The sequence below is a fragment of the Mucilaginibacter sp. genome, from assembly GCF_041660805.1.
GTDB lineage: Bacteria > Bacteroidota > Bacteroidia > Sphingobacteriales > Sphingobacteriaceae > Mucilaginibacter.
The window spans coordinates 197,849-216,398 of record NZ_JBAZVP010000006.1 but is presented as its reverse complement, the minus strand read 5'-3'; the positions used below and the strand labels follow the sequence as shown (position 1 = coordinate 216,398).

Annotated in this window: 17 protein-coding genes; 9 read left to right on the top strand and 8 right to left on the bottom strand. The window is 42.2% G+C overall.

Features of this window, described 5'->3' with window-relative positions; genetic code table 11:
- The first annotated feature begins 84 nt into the window (after positions 1-84).
- A complete protein-coding gene (locus WC743_RS11290; protein WP_373012087.1) occupies positions 85-546 on the top strand; it encodes a DinB family protein in 462 nt (153 codons plus the stop codon).
- A gap of 75 nt (positions 547-621) precedes the next feature.
- Positions 622-1,266, top strand: a complete 645-nt coding sequence (locus WC743_RS11285; protein ID WP_373012086.1) for a hypothetical protein — start codon at positions 622-624, stop codon at positions 1,264-1,266.
- Positions 1,267-1,572: 306 nt separating this feature from the next.
- On the opposite strand, the gene odhB is transcribed toward WC743_RS11285, so the two are convergent.
- The 3 genes from odhB to WC743_RS11270 all read right to left on the bottom strand — a co-directional run bounded on the left by odhB (position 1,573) and on the right by WC743_RS11270 (position 7,148).
- Positions 1,573-3,168 carry a 2-oxoglutarate dehydrogenase complex dihydrolipoyllysine-residue succinyltransferase gene (gene odhB / locus WC743_RS11280; RefSeq protein WP_373012085.1) on the bottom strand — a complete coding sequence of 532 codons (1,596 nt, stop codon included), beginning with the start codon at positions 3,166-3,168 and terminating at the stop codon, positions 1,573-1,575.
- A 116-nt stretch (positions 3,169-3,284) separates the two neighbouring features.
- Positions 3,285-6,092 (bottom strand): 2-oxoglutarate dehydrogenase E1 component, encoded by a 2,808-nt coding sequence (locus WC743_RS11275; RefSeq protein WP_373012084.1) that lies wholly within the window; start codon positions 6,090-6,092, stop codon positions 3,285-3,287.
- Positions 6,093-6,179: 87 nt separating this feature from the next.
- Entirely contained in the window at positions 6,180-7,148 is a 969-nt protein-coding gene (locus WC743_RS11270) for a glycosyl hydrolase family 18 protein (RefSeq protein ID WP_373012083.1), read from the bottom strand.
- 142 nt (positions 7,149-7,290) lie between these two features.
- Between WC743_RS11270 and WC743_RS11265 the strand changes: the two genes are divergently transcribed.
- Positions 7,291-7,659 (top strand): hypothetical protein, encoded by a 369-nt coding sequence (locus WC743_RS11265; RefSeq protein WP_373012082.1) that lies wholly within the window; start codon positions 7,291-7,293, stop codon positions 7,657-7,659.
- A gap of 138 nt (positions 7,660-7,797) precedes the next feature.
- Here WC743_RS11265 and WC743_RS11260 read toward each other — a convergent pair whose 3' ends face one another.
- The gene (locus WC743_RS11260) at positions 7,798-9,105 is read right to left on the bottom strand and encodes a DASH family cryptochrome (protein WP_373012081.1); all 1,308 of its coding nucleotides are present in this window, start codon (positions 9,103-9,105) and stop codon (positions 7,798-7,800) included.
- A 343-nt stretch (positions 9,106-9,448) separates the two neighbouring features.
- Between WC743_RS11260 and WC743_RS11255 the strand changes: the two genes are divergently transcribed.
- From WC743_RS11255 to WC743_RS11245, 3 genes are read left to right on the top strand one after another with little or no spacing between them, the layout of a single operon-like run.
- On the top strand, positions 9,449-10,111 hold the full coding sequence (locus tag WC743_RS11255; RefSeq protein WP_373012080.1) for a TetR family transcriptional regulator C-terminal domain-containing protein: 663 nt from the start codon (positions 9,449-9,451) through the stop codon (positions 10,109-10,111).
- Complete coding sequence (locus WC743_RS11250; protein ID WP_373012079.1) at positions 10,098-10,802, top strand: HAD family hydrolase; 705 nt, start codon at positions 10,098-10,100, stop codon at positions 10,800-10,802. Before WC743_RS11255 ends, WC743_RS11250 begins: the two co-directional genes overlap by 14 nt.
- A 4-nt stretch (positions 10,803-10,806) precedes the next feature.
- Positions 10,807-12,132, top strand: a complete 1,326-nt coding sequence (locus WC743_RS11245; RefSeq protein WP_373012078.1) for an ABC1 kinase family protein — start codon at positions 10,807-10,809, stop codon at positions 12,130-12,132.
- Positions 12,133-12,150: 18 nt separating this feature from the next.
- Here WC743_RS11245 and WC743_RS11240 read toward each other — a convergent pair whose 3' ends face one another.
- The gene (locus tag WC743_RS11240; RefSeq protein WP_373012077.1) at positions 12,151-12,279 is read right to left on the bottom strand and encodes a hypothetical protein; all 129 of its coding nucleotides are present in this window, start codon (positions 12,277-12,279) and stop codon (positions 12,151-12,153) included.
- 416 nt (positions 12,280-12,695) lie between these two features.
- Between WC743_RS11240 and WC743_RS11235 the strand changes: the two genes are divergently transcribed.
- From WC743_RS11235 to WC743_RS11225, 3 genes are read left to right on the top strand one after another with little or no spacing between them, the layout of a single operon-like run.
- Positions 12,696-14,141: an SDR family oxidoreductase gene (locus WC743_RS11235; RefSeq protein ID WP_373012076.1), complete on the top strand. Its 1,446-nt coding sequence runs from the start codon at positions 12,696-12,698 to the stop codon at positions 14,139-14,141.
- Between the two features lie 60 nt (positions 14,142-14,201).
- Entirely contained in the window at positions 14,202-15,113 is a 912-nt protein-coding gene (locus tag WC743_RS11230) for a TIGR01777 family oxidoreductase (RefSeq protein WP_373012075.1), read from the top strand.
- Positions 15,106-16,419, top strand: coding sequence for a deoxyribodipyrimidine photo-lyase (locus WC743_RS11225; protein WP_373012074.1), 1,314 nt, complete (start codon positions 15,106-15,108; stop codon positions 16,417-16,419). The genes WC743_RS11230 and WC743_RS11225 overlap by 8 nt, the downstream gene beginning before the upstream one ends.
- On the opposite strand, the gene WC743_RS11220 is transcribed toward WC743_RS11225, so the two are convergent.
- From WC743_RS11220 to WC743_RS11210, 3 genes are all read right to left on the bottom strand, one after another.
- Positions 16,420-17,376 carry an FKBP-type peptidyl-prolyl cis-trans isomerase gene (locus WC743_RS11220; protein WP_373012073.1) on the bottom strand — a complete coding sequence of 319 codons (957 nt, stop codon included), beginning with the start codon at positions 17,374-17,376 and terminating at the stop codon, positions 16,420-16,422.
- Between the two features lie 5 nt (positions 17,377-17,381).
- Positions 17,382-17,888 (bottom strand): FKBP-type peptidyl-prolyl cis-trans isomerase, encoded by a 507-nt coding sequence (locus tag WC743_RS11215; RefSeq protein WP_373012072.1) that lies wholly within the window; start codon positions 17,886-17,888, stop codon positions 17,382-17,384.
- 90 nt (positions 17,889-17,978) lie between these two features.
- The gene (locus tag WC743_RS11210; RefSeq protein ID WP_373012071.1) at positions 17,979-18,419 is read right to left on the bottom strand and encodes a MarR family winged helix-turn-helix transcriptional regulator; all 441 of its coding nucleotides are present in this window, start codon (positions 18,417-18,419) and stop codon (positions 17,979-17,981) included.
- Positions 18,420-18,550 lie beyond the last annotated feature (131 nt).

Here is an 18,550-nt window from a genome sequence, read left to right as displayed (position 1 = left end):
CGATAAGCAAAAAACCGCTTATAATATGCCCGGCCAAGAGATATTAGAGTTTTAGAATCCATTTAAAAATTCAATATTTGGCTTATGATAACCAACACTTTAAACACTATAATAGTAACCCGTAAGCACCTGCTGCACTTAATAGAAGGTTTAACCACCGAACAGTTAAACCACGTCCCAACTGGTTTTAATAATAACATTATCTGGAATGTGGCGCATTTAATATCGGCACAGCAAGGCATTTGCTATACACGTGCCGGTGCCCCTATTACTGTTGATGACAAATTTTACAGCCCTTACCGCCCGGATACTAAACCAAATGGCTTTATTGACAGCGCAGAAATAGAAGTGATAAAAGAACTGCTCATCACCGCTATTGACCACCAATTGGAAACCGACTACAAAAACAACGTTTTTAAAAACTATTCTGAATGGGTAACCCGCTATGGCATGAAAATAACCAGTATAGAAGATGCTATAAACCTTTTACCATTTCATGATGGGATGCATATTGGATATGTAATGGCGTTGAAGAGATTGGTGTAGATAATTCTGGAAGTCGCTTGGCTTCAGTCGGGTCGCTGACTGCAAAAGATTTGAATATATATTATTAATTGTAAAATGGACAAAGATAGAATCAAAAATGCTTTACTTACTACACCTTTCTTCAATTTAGAGATTGAGCAACAAGCTTGGGCCTTAACAATATTTACACAACTACAACACAACAATCCCTATATCGATAAACTCAGCCAGAGATTTAATACTTTGTTCTTTCAAAACGACTACATTGATAGATTCGAGAATTTTAAATATCAATTAGCAAAAAATAACGAAAGTTATACTAAAACAGTTTTCGAACTTATAACGTCTATAGAGCCCGCCTCAGAACTATATAGATTTATTGCTATTGTTATTGGCATAAAAGGCGAGACGGGAGACGACGTAGAAAGTAACAAAGCCTTAGAATTATCATTGCAATCATTTTTTAAATTGATCATTGGGCCATTACGCTATACTTTTTGCGTGTTAAAAACGAGAATAGACTTGTTGATTTACGCTGGTAATTACTTCGAAGCTGCTTCAATATGTGAAAATGCTTATGAAAGTATTTTAGAAGGAATTGAAAATGAAGATACAGATTGGCTCAAATATCAATATTGCAAAACACTAATTGACTTATCCAAAAACGTAAAACTGACGTTAGATTTACAAACGTTGAACAACCAACTAAATCAATTTAAAGATAACGCTGAGTTTTATTAATGCTATCTCATCATATACCTTCAGCTGATTCTAATCATCAAACAAAAAAGTCCGGCTTCTGCCAGACTTTCCTAGCTTAAATGAAGCAGACCGCCTTTTAGATCTTTCACTATTTTTTTCAAACCTTATGCAGTCGCTCGGCTCCAGCCGAGTGACTGTTATTATTAGGCCTCTGGCCGCAGTCATCCCCGGCGGCGGGACGCCGCTAAATAGTCGTCACTCGGCTGGAGCCGAGCGACCGAAAATTGTTTTAAAACAACAAAGGCCCGGCATACGCCAGGCCTTAAATATTTATAATTAAAGAGTTTATACTCCTAACAACAACCTTGCAGGGTCTTCCAGTAATTGTTTTACACGTACCAGGAAGCTTACTGATTCGCGGCCATCAATAATGCGGTGATCATATGACAGGGCCAGGTACATCATTGGGCGGATAACCACTTGTCCGTTTATGGCAACAGGGCGCTCAATAATATTGTGCATACCTAATATAGCCGACTGCGGTGAGTTGATTATAGGGGTCGACATCATGGAACCAAATACGCCACCATTGGTGATGGTAAATGTTCCGCCAGTCATTTCTTCAATGGTTAATTTGCTTTCGCGGGCTTTACCTGCTAATACAACAATAGCTTTCTCAATTTCGGCAAGGCTCATGCTCTCCGCATTACGGATAACGGGAACCACCAAGCCTTTTGGTGCAGATACAGCGATAGAGATATCAGCAAAATTGCTGTAAACTACTTCTTCGCCTTCAATGCGTGCACCAACAGCAGGCCATTCTTTTAAAGCCTCAGTAACCGCTTTGGTGAAGAACGACATAAAACCTAAGCCTACGCCGTGTTTCTCTTTAAATTTATCTTTGTATTTACCACGCAATTCCATTATTGGCGCCATGTCCACTTCGTTAAACGTGGTTAGCATTGCAGTTTCGTTTTTAACGGCTACCAAACGCTTGGCAACTGTTTTACGTAACGACGACATCTTTTCCCTGCGGTCGCTTCTTGCGCCCAGTGGTGCAGGTGCAGCAGCCGGAGTTGCAGTAGCAGCCGGTTTTGGCGCTGCAGGCTGTGCAGCAGGTTGGTTTTGAGCATTAAGGGCATCACCTTTGGTAATACGCCCGTCAACACCGGTACCACTTACTGAAGCAACGTTAATACCTTTTTCGGCTAATATTTTTGCAGCAGCAGGCGACGGCGTGCCCGATGCATAAGTTGTTCCTTTTGATGGGGCAACCTGTGGCGATTCGTTTGCCGCATCTGCCACGTTGGTAATTACAGGTGATGGTGCAGCTGCAGGTGCGCCGGAGCCACCTTCAATAGTACAAACTACCGCGCCAATAGGTAAAGTATCGCCTTCTTTGGCTATGGTTTTTAATATACCTGCTTTTTCGGCAGTTAATTCAAATGTTGCTTTGTCTGATTCAAGCTCGGCAATGGCTTCGTCCATTTCAACAGCATCGCCGTCCTTTTTGATCCAGCGTGATAAAGTAACCTCGGTGATAGATTCACCTACAGCAGGTACTTTTATCTCTAACGAAGAACCGCCTTGTGCCGGCGCAGGAGCCGGTGCGTTTGCAGGTGCCTCAGGACTAACAGCCTTAGCCGGTTCATCCTTAGCAGCAACAGGTGCAGCGGGTGCTTTTTCTGCAGCTACAGCAGGTGCGCCACCATCTTCAATAGTTGCTACAACCGCGCCTATGGCTAAAGTATCGCCTTCGCCGGCTACAGTTTTTAAAGTTCCGGCCTTTTCGGCAGTAAGCTCAAAAGTTGCCTTGTCTGATTCCAGCTCGGCTATTACTTCGTCCATTTCTACATGATCGCCATCCTTTTTTTTCCAGGCTGACAGGGTTACTTCGGTAATGGATTCGCCTACCGGCGGAACTTTTATTTCTAAACTCATATTATAAGTAGTTGTATATTTTAATTAAGTTGAAAGTTAAAGGTTGAAAGTATAAAGCTAAGAAAGCAATCGGTTAAAACTTTTCACTTTCTACTTTAAACTTTTAACTCTGTTCATCAATCCGCCCCGGCATTAGCCATTTTTTCAGCTGTTTTTTTTATAGTTGCTTTAACCGTTCTGCCTATAGGTGCTTCAAATGCCTTGGCAACAATATGTGCTTGTTGCGCGGCATGCTGTTTTGCAAAACCGGTTGCTGTACTTGCACCTTCCAGGCGTGATATTACCTGTAAATTCAAATGTCTGTCATTATGAAACTTGCGGCAAATGTACGGCCATGCACCCATATTCTCAGGTTCTTCCTGCACCCATACAAACTCGGTAGCTTTTTCGTACCGGTATTTCATTTTCAAGATCTGCTGTATTGGTGTTGGATACAATTGCTCCACACGTACAATGGCTACATCTTTACGTTTATCAACCTGTTGTTTCTCTAACAGATCATAATAAACCTTACCGGTGCAAAGCAATACGCGTTTTACCTTTTTAGGATCAGCATAAGTATCATCTATTACTTCATGGAATTTACCATTGGTAAAGTCTTCAATAGGCGATACGCATTTAGGGCTGCGCAATAAGCTCTTAGGGGTAAATATAATAAGCGGCTTGCGGAAATCGCGGTGCATTTGCCTTCTTAGTATATGAAAGAAGTTTGCAGGGGTTGAGCAATTAGCTACCTGAATATTATCATCAGCACAAAGCTCTAAAAAGCGCTCTACACGTGCTGATGAATGCTCAGGGCCCTGGCCTTCATAACCATGAGGTAACAGCATCACAAGGCCATTACCACGCTGCCATTTAGTTTCGGCACTGGCAATATACTGGTCAACAATAATTTGCGCACCATTAAAGAAATCACCAAACTGGGCTTCCCAAATGGTTAGCGCATTAGGGTTAGCCAAAGCATAACCGTATTCAAAACCTAAAACACCATACTCTGATAGCAGGGAATTAAATATGCTCAGTTTAGCTTTAGTCTCGATAGTTTCAAGCGGTGTGTACTCATCTTCAGAATCAACCAGCGTTAATACCGCGTGGCGATGCGAGAAGGTACCCCGTTTAACATCCTCGCCGCTTAGCCTAACCGGGAAACCATCTTTTAACAAAGTACCGTAGGCAAGTAACTCTCCCATGGCCCAGTCAAATACTTTGGTTTTGTTTACCATGGCATTACGGTCTTCAAATAATTTTTCAATTTTTTTGAAGAATGCTTTACCTGCAGGCAGGGTGGTTAATTTGTTCCCTATTTCAGTTATATCTTCTTCTTTAACAGAAGTATCAATAGCGCTTATCAGTTCTTTGTGATTAGCTAAATGCAATCCGCTCCAGGCGCCTTCAAACATGGCGATGGTATCGGTAAACCTGTCTTCGGCCTTTGATTCATCCAGCATTTGCTGTAACTCGGCACGGAAATCTTTCTCCAGCTGTTTAGCATATTTTTCATCGATGCTGCCCTCTGCAATCAACTTTTTGTTGTAGATCTGCAATGGGTTAGGGTGTGCCTCAATAGCCTTGTATAATACCGGCTGGGTAAACTTAGGCTCATCAGCCTCGTTGTGGCCATAGCGGCGGTAACACAGGATATCAATAAATACATCCTCATTAAACACCTGGCGGTATTCCATTGCCAGGTTAATAACGTATACCAATGCCTCAACATCATCGCCATTCACGTGGAAAACGGGCGAAAGCACAGTTTTAGCCACATCGGTACAATAAGTACTTGAGCGGGCGTCTTTATAGTTAGTGGTAAAACCTATCTGGTTGTTTATAACCAAATGCACAGTACCACCGGTACGGTAACCATCAAGTTTTTCCATCTGTAAAACCTCGTAAACAATTCCTTGTCCGGCTACAGATGCATCACCATGTATTAGTATCGGCGCTATTTTAGAATGATCGCCGTTGTATTTAAAGTCAATTTTTGAACGGGTAATACCTTCAACAACCGGGTCAACTGCCTCTAAGTGCGATGGATTTGGGCATAGGCTTAAGTGAACGTTCTTACCTTCCTTAGTTTTTATATCAGTTGAGAAACCCAGGTGATATTTTACGTCGCCACCAAATGGCGATTCAGAATCATAGTTTTTGCCTTCAAACTCAGAGAATACTTCTTTATAAGTTTTCTCCATTATGTTGGTAAGCACGTTTAAGCGGCCACGATGAGCCATACCAATAATGAATTCCTCGATACCAAGCTCTGATCCTTTTTTGATAACCGAATCCAGTGCAGGGATCAATGCTTCGGCACCTTCTAACGAAAAGCGCTTTTGACCCAGGAACTTCGTCCCCAGAAAATTTTCAAAAACAACCGCTTCGTTCAGCTTAGCCAGCATCAGTTTCTTTTCATCAACCGTAAATGATGGTGTATTGCGTTTAGCCTCCATCCTGTCCTCAAACCATTTCAGTTTTATAGGATTGCGGATGTAGCGGTATTCGGCGCCAATTGCCTGGCAGTAAGTATCTTCTAATAACTGGCGGATATCACGCAGCTTTGCGGGGCCAATACCAATTTCAACACCGGCGTTAAACACAGTGTCCATATCGGCTTCGCTTAAGCCAAATGTTTCCAGCTCTTTACCCGGGAAATATTTGCGGCGCTCGCGTACAGGGTTTGTTTTGGTGAATAAATGGCCACGGTTACGGTAGCCATCTATCATGTTCATTACATTTATTTCTTTAAGCAGTTTATCGGGCGTACCGATGCTTGCCGCGGCCGGTGCAGCCTGAGAATCCTTACCGAAATCAAAGCCTTCAAAAAACTTTTGCCAGCCAAATTCCACTGACTCAGGGTCTTGTTGATATGCTTCGTATAATGAACTAATGTAGGCAGCGTTTCCGCTATTTAGATAATTGAGGCGATCCATGAAACCAATATTTAAACGGCACAAAATTAAGCATAATAGTACAATATGCCGAAAATTATATGGTATAACTTTTTAACTAAACCAAGTTTATTTCTTTTGTGACGTAATTGTGTCATCAATAACGCGTAATAATGATTTTTCGCCTCCGGTATCCTGTAATAATTGCCATATCATAACCCCGCCTGCTTTTTCAAGCGCCAGCAGCGTTTTGGCTTTAATAGTTGGCGCGCCATTGTAATAAACTATGCCTCCGCCAGGCACAGTGACCTGATCGGTATTTTCTGCTCCGGGGTATTGGGCTATGATATCTTTATATGGCAGGCTCTCGGGCGCATTAGTGCCAAAACCGTATCCATAAAAAGGCACCCCTAAACTTAACTTTTGTTTGGCAATACCGCGCTTGTTGCTCCAATAGTCCATATCATCGGCGGCCATGTCAAAAGGTGCATGCTGGCCGGGTTTATTTGGGTTCCATGGCCCGGTTTTATCGTAACACATCACATTAATAAAATTGAATTGTGCCAAAGCTTTATCGGTATATCTATCAGCATAAACTGTTGCAATAGCCGCGGTAATAAGTTTGCTTTTTTCTTTTAGTGCCGATGCCAGCTTAAGCACAAAACCTTCGTAATTTTTATCTATCAGTCGGCCTTCCAGGTCTACGTCTATACCATCCAAATTATAATCAACAGTAATTTTTGTCAGGGCCGAGATCAACAGGTCTTGCTTACCGCCATAAATAAAATCGGGCAGGTATTTAGGTGGTGTCCCGCCACCGATAGAAAGAAATACCTTAACTCCGTTTTTGTGCGCTAATGTTGCTACGTCCTTTAAGCCGGATGCAACTATCAAATTACCTGATGAATCGGGGTTGATAAACGCGATATTGAGATGTGTTATCTTATCCAGGTCAACATTCTTAATAGAATTAGCTAATCCACGTTGGTTACGCATATAGCCTATCACCCTAAATTTATCCCCGGCAGACTGGGCCACCACATGTTGCACAATTGGCAATAACAGTATGGCTATTAACAAGCACCTCAACTTTATCATATGGCAAAGCTACCAATGTTTAAGGGTTTTGAATGAGGTATCAATTTTTTGACAAAAATTTGCTAAAGGGCTTAAACCATCAACAACAAACCGGGTCATAAAAAGCAATACCCCAATTATAAAACCCTATATCTTATCCAATATGAAAACCACCAAAATCTATTTGTTTTTTGCACTGGTAATGTGTTTTTTTATGACCGCATGTGAAACCACTTATTATTTAGGCGACACGTACACCCCCAACCGCGACGTTAAAATTTTTTATAATGCACGCGATATCAAGCGGGAATACAAAGTAATTGGCCACATAACCGGGGCTGTAACTGCCGACCAGGAAAAAACAAAGCAAAACATAGTAAACCGGGCTATTATGGTTGGTGCCGATGCCGTTATTTTTAATGATATAGCGTTTACCGGTGGTAAAGAATCATCGGCTGTGCAAAAAGCCGACGCGATAAAATTTACGGATAAAGAGCCCGGAAAAAAAGATACTATTACTACTACTAATTAATGAAGAAGCTTGTGCAGGAAACCGCGCAGATAGCTTAACCCTTCCAACAGTACGGCGAGCAGGCCAATAATTATTGTGAATTGTTCAAAAGGGTTCATATACAAATATATACGTTTTTTATTATATTTTGTTGTGTAATTAAGCTGGTATTGTACTTGCACCCTCGTCTGTAGCAAGCCAGGTGGTTATGAAATCGCTTTTGCTCTCCAGCTGAACGGTTGGTTTGGCAGCATTAAAATAGCGGTTGCTTTTGGTATCGTTACCCACACCCGCCACAAATGCCCAGTTACCCCAGTTACTTGCCGGCGAATAATCTATTAGCTTTTCTTCAAAATATAAAGCGCCTTTTGTCCAATCAACCTGCAGGTCTTTAGTAAGGTAGGTTGCCACAGCCTGCCTGCTGTAGTTGCTGATGTACCCGGTAGCGTTTAACTCATGCATAGCGGCATCAATATAAGGCACACCTGTTTCACCGTGTTTCCAGTGCTCAAACAAATCGTTCTGGTTGGTAGCTACATCGGGGGCCTCGCTGTTAAATCCTTCGGACCTGAAAAACTTTTGGCCATGTTTTTTAAACATAAACCTAAAATAATCGCGCCAAAGCAACTCAAGCATTAACGGCTCGGCACCGTGTAGGTGATTTTCGCGCTGGTGATTTACAACTTCCCAATAAACCTGCCGCGGAGATATACAACCCAATGCCAGCCATGGCGATAAACCTGATGATTGTACAACTCTGTTTTTACCCTGGTTATTTTGCTGGTTATTTGCCAGGTATTGGTGCAATTGGTTCAAAGCTGCGGTTTCGCCACCTGTAAATGTGTTTACCGCACGTGGGTCATCAATAGGCTCGGGCACGCCCAGTTCTACCAATGTTGGTATTTCACCTGCATCGGTAATTTCCGGGGTGGTAACATGGTCAGGACTAACAGTGCAAGGCCTTACGGTGCTATCACGTTCAACCTTCTTTTTAAAGGTAATAAAGCTGTCGGGGATATCTTTAATAGGGAAAGGCAGATCCTCTTTATGGTACATGGTATGCCCTATAAAGTGTTTAAGGTTCAGCTGCATTTTCCATAAAGCGGCCTCTACCCTTTCAGATACTTCGGTTTCATCCGGCGCTACCTCGCGGTGATGGTATACTTCGTTAATGTGGTATTGTTCGGCCAGTTCGGTCAGTACCTCAGCTGGTTCTCCTGTGCGGATAATCAAATCGGCACCAAATGCCTGCAGGTTTTTACGCAGGTCGGCAACTGATTGTAAAAGAAAACGCGCACGAAAGCTGCCTGTTTTTAAGGCCCCTGTCGCGCTGGTTTTAAAGTAGAAAGGATCAAAAATAAACACCGGCAAAACTTTATCTGCTTTGCGTACCGCTTCAGATAATATTTCATTATCGTGTATACGCAAATCATTCCTAAACCAAACCAGTATTGTTTTTTCACTCATATGAACAACTAATCTAAACTTATTTAGATTAATTACAAAAATGGTGATTATTTCTATCTTCTGCACGTTTTCGCTGTAATATTTGACATCACCCTAACATTTTTCATCAGCAATTTAAGGAAGAACGGTTCATTTGCTTTTATTATTTAACCACAGCGTGCGTAAAGAAAAAACTACAAAGCGGTTTTTGTAATTAATAATCCTTTATGATCGCTGTGAAAAATCCCCTGCATGCTGTGGTTAAATCTTAATAACAAACTATTCATCCTCACGTTAATAATACATAAGCATGATATTTGCATTTGCTATTTATCGTAACTTTAATTCATAAAATCCACATCATATGGCTACTACCGAAAGCATACAGAAAGCATATATAGATTTTGTTTTAACCGAAGGGGAGCAACCAAAATCGGTTTACGTTTTTGCCAAAAAGAACAAAATGGCCGAAGAAGAATTTTACCACTTTTTTGGATCGTTTGATGCTATTGAGCAAAGCGTTTGGACAGATCTGGCTAATAAGGCCTTAGTTGAAATAAAGGCACAGGAAATTTGGGCACAATACACTGCCCGGGAAAAAGCATTATCTTTTTTTTACAGCTTTTTTGAATTACTGAAAAGCAGTCGCAGTTTTGCCGTTTACAGCATCAAAAAACAGCCCCGCGCTTTAAGCTCGCCACGCGTGTTGGATGGCTTTAAAGAGGTGTTTGAAGATTTTGCCGAAACCATTTTGAATGAAGGCATTGAAACCTCAGAACTATCAGACCGTAAATTTTTCAGCAAGCGTTATAAAGATGCGCTGTGGATACAGTTTGGTTTTGTACTTAACTTTTGGATAAACGACAATTCGGCCGGTTTTGAAAAAACCGACGAAGCTATAGAAAAGGGCGTAAACGTAACATTCGATCTGTTTCAACGCTCGCCTATTGATAACTTATTTGAATATGGTAAGTTCCTGGCTAAAAATGGTGGCATAAAAGAAAAAATGGGCTTTGGCAGTATATAAAGATCAACCACCAACAACATTCGAGGGACATGGTTTTGCTGTTATCTTTGATATGGATGGCACATTGGTTGACAATACACCATTTCATTTCAGGGCTTGGCAAGCGCTTTTTAAGCTTCATAATATGGGTGAGTTAAGCAAGCAAACCTATCAAAGCGAAATAAGCGGTGTACCCATCCTCAATACAGTTAAAAAACATTTTGGCAGCCAATATGATGATGCCGGTTTAGATGTACTGGTTAATGAAAAGCAAGAGCTGTACCGGCAGGCGTTTCAACCTTATTTAAGGCCAATAAACGGACTGGAGAATTTCCTGGCAGAATTAAAAGATGCAGGTATAAAAATGGCTTTAGCCACCTCATCAGACATACATGATGTGGAGTTTATTTTTAACACTGTACCAATACGGCAGTACTTTGATGCCATTATTATTGGCAGCATGGTGAGCGAACCTAAACCAAGTCCGCTGATATTTTTAAAAGCCGCCGAGCAGCTAAACATCCGGCCCGAAAAATGTGTGGTGTTTGAGGATTCAACATCGGGCCTAAAAGCAGGCAACAACGCAGGCATGAAGGTTGTAGGTATTACTACCAGCCACCCGGCGGCGGTGATAAGCCAGGTAGCCAGCCTGGTAATAAATGACTATGCAGACATAACCTTGCAAAAGCTGGCCGCATTATTTGAGCAATAATTTTATGAGTGATAACACTTCAAAAGAACAAAATAGCATCCCCACTACCAAGGTTGAGCGCAGCGCGAAGTTTGTAAAAACAGGCTTCAAAATTGGCGGCAACTACATAAAGCACTATTCCAAAAAACTGTTTAACCCGGATATGGATAAATCCGAGCTGAACGAGGATAACGCGACAGACATTTATAAATCATTAAGCGAGCTAAAAGGCAGCGCCCTTAAAGTAGCGCAAATGCTAAGCATGGATAAAAACCTGCTTCCGCAGGCTTATGTCGACAAATTCACACAATCGCAATATAACGCGCCCCCACTTTCCGGGCCACTGATTGTACAAACATTCAAAAAATACTTTGGCAAAAACCCCGACCAGATCTATGACAAGTTTAACATTCGCTCCTCCAACGCCGCGTCAATCGGCCAGGTGCACCAGGCAGAGCTGAACGGTAAAAAACTGGCTGTTAAAATTCAATACCCCGGTGTGGGCGATTCTATTTCATCCGATTTGAAACTTGTTAAACCCTTTGCCTTCCGGATGCTGGGCATGAGTGAGAAAGAACTGGATATTTACATGCGCGAGGTAGAGGAACGACTGCTGGAAGAAACCGATTATGAACTGGAAGTACGCCGTTCAATAGAATTTTCTGAGGCGTGTGCCAACCTGGATAACGTTGTTTTCCCTAAGTACTATCCTGAACTTTCCAGCAAACGCATCATCACTATGGACTGGCTGGAAGGCAAGCACCTGCGTGAGTTTTTGGCAACAAACCCATCACAGGAAAGCCGTGACCTGATAGGCCAGGCACTTTGGGACTTTTACAATTTTCAGCAGCACGAGCTCCGTGCAGTACATGCCGACCCGCATCCCGGTAATTTTATGATCACTCCGGATGGTAAATTGGGTGTTATTGATTTTGGATGTATTAAAGAGATGCCGGAGGATTTTTATTATCCTTTCTTCTCGCTTACCTCAACCAACTTATTTGATGATAAGCAAGAAACTATTAAGGCTTTCCGCAAGCTGGAAATGATATTACCTAATGATACCCCCTCACAAATAGAGTTTTATTACACCATGTTTAAGCAGATGATAGGCCTGTTTGCCAAACCTTACATTACCGATCATTTTGATTTTGGCCAAACAGTTTTTTTTGATGAGCTGTTTGGTTTTGGTGAAAAAGTATCTAAGATGCCCGAGTTTAAACAGGCCCGCGGAGTAAAGCATTTCATTTATGTAAACCGCACCAATTTTGGGTTATACAATATCCTGCACGAGTTAAAGGCCCGTGTTAAAACAGATACTTATAAGCCACATGTAGAGGTAATGGTTTAAACGTTAAGCAGGACCCACCTATATCAATTCCATTACCATTAATAACGTTAAAGTGCCTGTAGTTATCCAACTCGCGGTAGCTTTTAATGACCATCCCTCAATTTCGGCTACTTTGCCGGTACCAATATAAGAGTGTGATTTACGCACGCAATATATTCCGAGAACAATAAACAGAACGATAACAAATGCAAGGGAATAAATTAGAATTCTGTGGAAGGCGGGTGTTATCATCTCAATATTAATCGGCTAATCTCTATTATTTACAGGATGCGTTCATCTTAAACCTTGTGAATGATTTTGCTTGTATTGAGCGATATTTCCCCGTATAAAAACAAGTTATTGTACCGCTTGGCTTGTAGTGCGGCTAGGCGTGCAATAATCATAAATGAACACTATATACATCCAATAATGATACCATAACTTTAAACACTAAGTAGTGTTCGTTTATTGGGTTTAATCGGCTTTGTTTTTTACTAATTTATCTTAATTCTTTCCTCTTAGTTCTTGCCCCTTTCTTTCCTCTGTTTAAAACAGCCTGCGTTTTCTGTTGTTGCACTTTTACAATGAAAGTATTGCTTGCCGGTGCCAACGGATATATAGGTACGCGGCTCATCCCGGTTTTGCTGGAGGAGGGCCACACAGTGGTTTGCCTTGTACGCGATAAGCGGCGCTTTCATGAACAAAGCGATTACAGCGACCGGGTAACCCTCCTCACCGCCGATCTGCTAAAAGAAAGCAGTATTGAACAACTGCCTGCCGATATTGATGCGGCCTATTACCTGGTACATTCTATGGCGCAGGCCGAAGATTTTGCCGCCCTTGAGGCATTGTCGGCACATAACTTTACATTGGCCATTAATAAAACCAATTGCCGGCAGCTTATTTATTTAAGCGGTATTACCAACGCTCCCAAATTATCAAATCACCTGCTTTCGCGCAGGCATGTCGAAGATGTGCTGAAAGAAGCTAAGGCTGCATTGACCGTTCTGAGGGCTGCTATTATCATTGGCTCCGGGAGTTCATCTTTCGAGATAATCCGCGACCTTACCGAGAAGCTCCCTGTTATGACGGTGCCCCGCTGGGTGAACACCAAATGCCAGCCCATTGCCATTCGTGATGTATTGGGTTACCTGAAGGACACGCTGCTGAACCAGGGATCGTTTAACAAAACATTTGATATTGGCGGGCCGGATATACTCACCTTTAAGCAGATGATACTTACTTATGCCAAAGTACGCAGGCTTAAGCGGTATATTATTACAATTCCTTTCCTGTCGCCCAGAATATCATCGTACTGGTTATACTTTGTTACGTCTGCCAGCTACTCGCTTGCTCAAAGCCTGGTAGATAGTATGAAGAACGAAACCATTATGAAAAATCATGATATTGATGATGTGGTAAAGCGGGAATGCATCACTTATGAGGAAGCTTTAAAACTGGCTTTTAAAAAGATAGAGCAAAACTCTATTGTGAGCAGCTGGAAGGATGCACTGAATAATGGCTACCTTACTTCGGGATTTATGGACCAGATAAAGGTGCCGCAGAACGGCACGCTGGAATATAAAATAAAACAACCCTTTAAACGCGACAGTGCCGAAGTGCTTAAAAACATCATGGCCATTGGCGGCAACCGCGGCTGGTATTATTGGGATTGGATCTGGAGCATCCGGGGATTTTTGGATAAACTTTTTGGCGGGGTTGGCTCAAGGCGCGGACGCACAAGTAACGTAAATATTGCGCCCGGCGATGTGATTGACTTTTGGAGGGTACTGCTTGCCGATAAAATAAACAAGCGCTTATTATTATATGCCGAAATGAAACTCCCCGGAGAGGCATGGCTGGAATTTAAAATTGTGGAACACAACAATAAACTATATTTAAGCCAGGTAGCCACTTTTAGGCCACGGGGTTTATGGGGGCGCATGTACTGGTATGCAATGTGGCCTTTCCACCTGTTTATATTTAAGGGGATGGCGCGTAAAATTGTAAGCTTTACAAGTAGTGAGTAGTGAGTAGTGAGTAGTGAGTAGTGAGTAGTGAGAAACAGCTTTTAAAAAACAATAGTTTTAATGGGTAACAACAAAAGCATATTAATTACCGGCGGCTCGGGGCTGTTAGGAAAAGAGCTGACCAATACTTTATTAGCCAAGGGTTATACGGTTAGTCATTTAAGCCGCAGCCGGGGGAAGAATCCGCAGGTAAAAACTTTTTTGTGGAATGTAGAGCAGGGGCAGATTGATGAAAATTGTTTAGAAGGTGTAGATACCATCATTCATTTGGCAGGCGCGGGCATTGCTGATAAACGCTGGACCAACGCGCGTAAAAAATTATTAATAGAGAGCCGCACGCAGTCAATAGGATTGATATATGAGCTGATCAAAAAAAAGCCTAACCAGGTTAAGTCCATCATCTCCGCATCTGCTACAGGGTATTACAGCGACCGGGGAGATGAACTGCTTACCGAGGAGAGCCCGCCCGCACATGATTTTTTAGGCACCTGCTGTATTGAATGGGAACAGGCTGTTGATGCAGGCGAAAAATTGGGTTTACGCATTTTAAAATACCGTACAGGTGTAGTGCTTACTAAAGATGGCGGCGCTTTGCCGCAGCTGGCTTTGCCGGTAAAGCTTGGTGTAGGTTCGCCAATTGGTAGTGGTAAACAATGGATCCCCTGGATTCATCACATCGATGTGGTGGCTATGTATATTGATGGTATTAATAACGAAGCCTTAACCGGAGTATTTAACATGGTTGCCCCGCAGCCCGTCACTAATGCGCAACTAAGCCAGGCCGTGGCAAAACAATTGCACCGGCCTTTTTGGGCGCCAAACGTTCCCGCGTTTTTAATAAAATTATTACTTGGCGAAATGGCTACAGTGGTATTGGGAAGCACCAGGGTATCGGCACAAAAAATGGAGGATGCCGGTTTCAAATTCAAATACCCCGACATTACATCGGCACTAAAAGAAATTTATGGATAAGGATACGCCCGTAAGCGTTTTTTGGTTTAGGCGCGATCTGCGGCTTACGGATAACGCAGGACTGTACCATGCCCTTAAAAGCGGCAATCCCGTGCTCCCGTTCTTTATTTTCGACAAAGAGATCTTAGATGAACTGGAAGATGAGGACGACGCCCGTGTAAGCTTTATTTATAAAGCCATTGAAGAAGTTAATAAAGAATGTCAAAAGCACCATAGCAGCCTGCTGGTAGTTTATGATAAGCCCGACCACGCCTGGAAAAAATTAATCAGCCAGTATAATATTGCTGCGGTTTACACCAATCATGATTATGAGCCTTATGCAAAAGAGCGGGATGTTGCGATAAAAAGTCTGCTGGCCAAACATGGCATCGATTTTAAAACTTATAAGGACCAGGTAATTCTTGAAAAGAACGAGGTGCTTAAGGATGATGGCAAGCCGTACACCGTTTACACCCCCTACAAAAACAAATGGTACCAAAAGCTAAAGCCATTTTACCTGAAGGCCTACCCCAACGAAAAATATTTTAAGAACCTGCTGAAATTTGAGGCGCCTGCCATGCCAACTTTAACGGAGATGGGCTTTGTAAAAAGCACTATCACTTACCTCGGGAAAGAATACGACAAGGTAATAGCAGATTACGCCAAAAACCGCGATTTTCCGGCTGTAACGGGCACATCGCATGTGGGGGTGCATTTACGTTTTGGTACGGTGAGTATCCGCAGGTGCGCGAGGGATGCTTATGAAGCCGACGAGAAAACATGGCTGAATGAATTGATATGGCGGGAGTTTTATATGATGATATTATATCATTTCCCGCAGACTATGGACCATGCCTTTAGGCCGGAATATGACCGTATTAAATGGATCAATGACGAGGCGCAGTTTGAGGACTGGTGCAAAGGCGAAACCGGTTTCCCGTTGGTGGATGCCGGGATGCGGGAGCTAAATGCTACGGGGTATATGCATAACCGCGTGCGGATGGTGGTTGCCAGCTTTTTAAGTAAGGACCTGCTGATTGACTGGCGCTGGGGTGAGCGCTACTTTGCCCGTAAGCTGTTAGATTATGAAATGGCAAGCAATGTAGGCGGCTGGCAATGGGCAGCAGGCAGTGGTACAGATGCTGCACCCTACTTCCGTATTTTTAACCCGGATAGTCAGCTGAAAAAGTTTGATCCCAAATTAGAATACGTAAAAAAATGGGTTCCGGAATATGCCGACTTCAGCAAATATCCAAAACCCATTATAGATCATTCTTTCGCCCGCGAAAGATGCTTGAAAGCTTTTAAGGCTGCGTTGAGTAAATAGTTAGTGTGTAACGGTTACTATTTGCCATTCAAATCTTAACGGAGCATTTGAAGGTATTGCACCTGTAGAAGATCCTCCGACACCATATCCCAATCTCGATGGTATTAACATAGAAATTGAAGTACCCTCTTTTGCGTAAGTAAACAGTGCCTCTTTAACGCCATCTACAAATGTTGTTACCTGGTCTGGTGCAAAAGATGTAGCTGTAGTCGATGCGGTTCCATCAAAAACTACATTATTTAAAAGAGTTCCGGTATATGTTGTTGTAATAGTAGATTGATCATTTATAAAACTGCCGGCAGTACCATCTTTTATAATTTTATAGTATAAGCCTGTAGCTGTTTTGGTGTACCCGCTTAAACCATTTGCTGTCATATAACTACGGATCACCAGGTCATCGTATACCTGTTGGTCGTTTATAACATGCACATAATAATCAAGCGATTGGTTACCTGCTATACGGGTGTTTGTATTACTTACGCTACCTGTACCTGTACCTGCTTTTCCGTACGCTAAGCGCGATGGTATTAACAGGCGCATGCTGCCATCCCTGTATTTTAATAAATTTTTAATCCCCAGCATTAAGCCCTTAGGCAGGTTGGCAGATGTTTGCGGGTCCTTAGTGTTAAGGTGGCCCAGGTAATTAAAAATATGATTGGTAATGGTATCTGTTGAAATATACTTACCATCAAAAGATTTCAGCGTAAACACTAATGATACCTGGTCTGAATATTCCAGCGGTACACCAACACCCTTGTTAAATATCTTGTAATACATTCCGGTAGTATCGCCACCGGTAGTGTCCTTGCTAAAGTCGGTTAAGCCATTGGCAGACATGTAAGCCTGTATCTGTTGTTCGTCGTATTGTTTAATATCCGGGTCAGCATCGCTGTTTTTTCTGCATGCTGTAAAACCTGCTGCGGCAATCAATAAAAAAGTAAAAATTTTTTGTTTCATCTAAATCAGTTCGTTACATCTAAAAGTTTTATATCAAAATCCACCACAGAGTTTGCAGGCAGGCCAATTTCAAGCTGGTCAAATGCGCCGTATGCATAACGTGATGGTGATAATATTCGTATCTGGCCACCTTTTTTAATTAACGGAATTGCTAATTTCCAGGCCCTTATCACCGAGCCCAGCGCAAAAGTGGGGTGAAAGTTATTGCTGTTGGTAAACGTTTGGCCGCTAGTTAGTATTTTGCCGGTAAAATCAACCGTAATATTGGTTGAGTTGGTAAACAAGGCGTTCCCTTCGCCCGGCTTAATTATTACGTAATAAATACCCGTAGCCACGCCGGCGCTATCCACCTGTTTGGCAGTAGTGCTTAAACCATTGGCTGATATATAATCTGTTATAATTCCATTATCAACCTCGGCCTGTCTATTTATCTTATCAAGTTCGCTCTCACTTTTTTTACAGGAGGCAAAACCAATAATAAATACCAATAAGATGAGCAATAACCTGTTCATACCGTTTTCAAAGGGCAAATTTATTGTTTTATAATTCAAAAACAGCAGCTTAACACTTTTTAACAATTGGAGGTTTATAAAAAGGCCGGTTCAGGGTTTGTAATTAACCGTAAGCTGGTTTATTTTCTTGAGCATATCCGTCAAATATTGCTTGTCGGCATCGCTTATATGGGCGTTTAAATAGTTATTGAACTCCTTAACCACGTTTTTTGCCAGCTGGCGCTTTTCTTTACCCAGGTCTGTCAAATAAATTTTTACAGAGCGCTTATCCCCCTGGTTTGATTCGCGGTAAATAAGGCCTGTTTTCTCCAACTGGTTAAGCATCCGCGATAAACTGGTTGATTTTAAACCCAGCAAAGCGGCTGCCTGCGATACGGTAGTACCCTCCTCATCAATATTGATAAGTAAATAGCCAATAGACTGTGTAATGCCAAATTCGGTAACTAACTGGTTATAGCGGTTAGCAACTGTTTGCCAAACAATCTTTAAAAAGTAATCAATAGTTTCCTGGTGTTTTACACTCCCTCGCATAGCTGACAAACATAATACTTTTTATTATAGTTCATGGTTGATTATTAGATCATTATTGGGCGTTGCCTGCGGCCGGGCCATCCGCTTATACTGCACATGCCTTAGCCGCATGGCCGGTATCCACTTCTGTC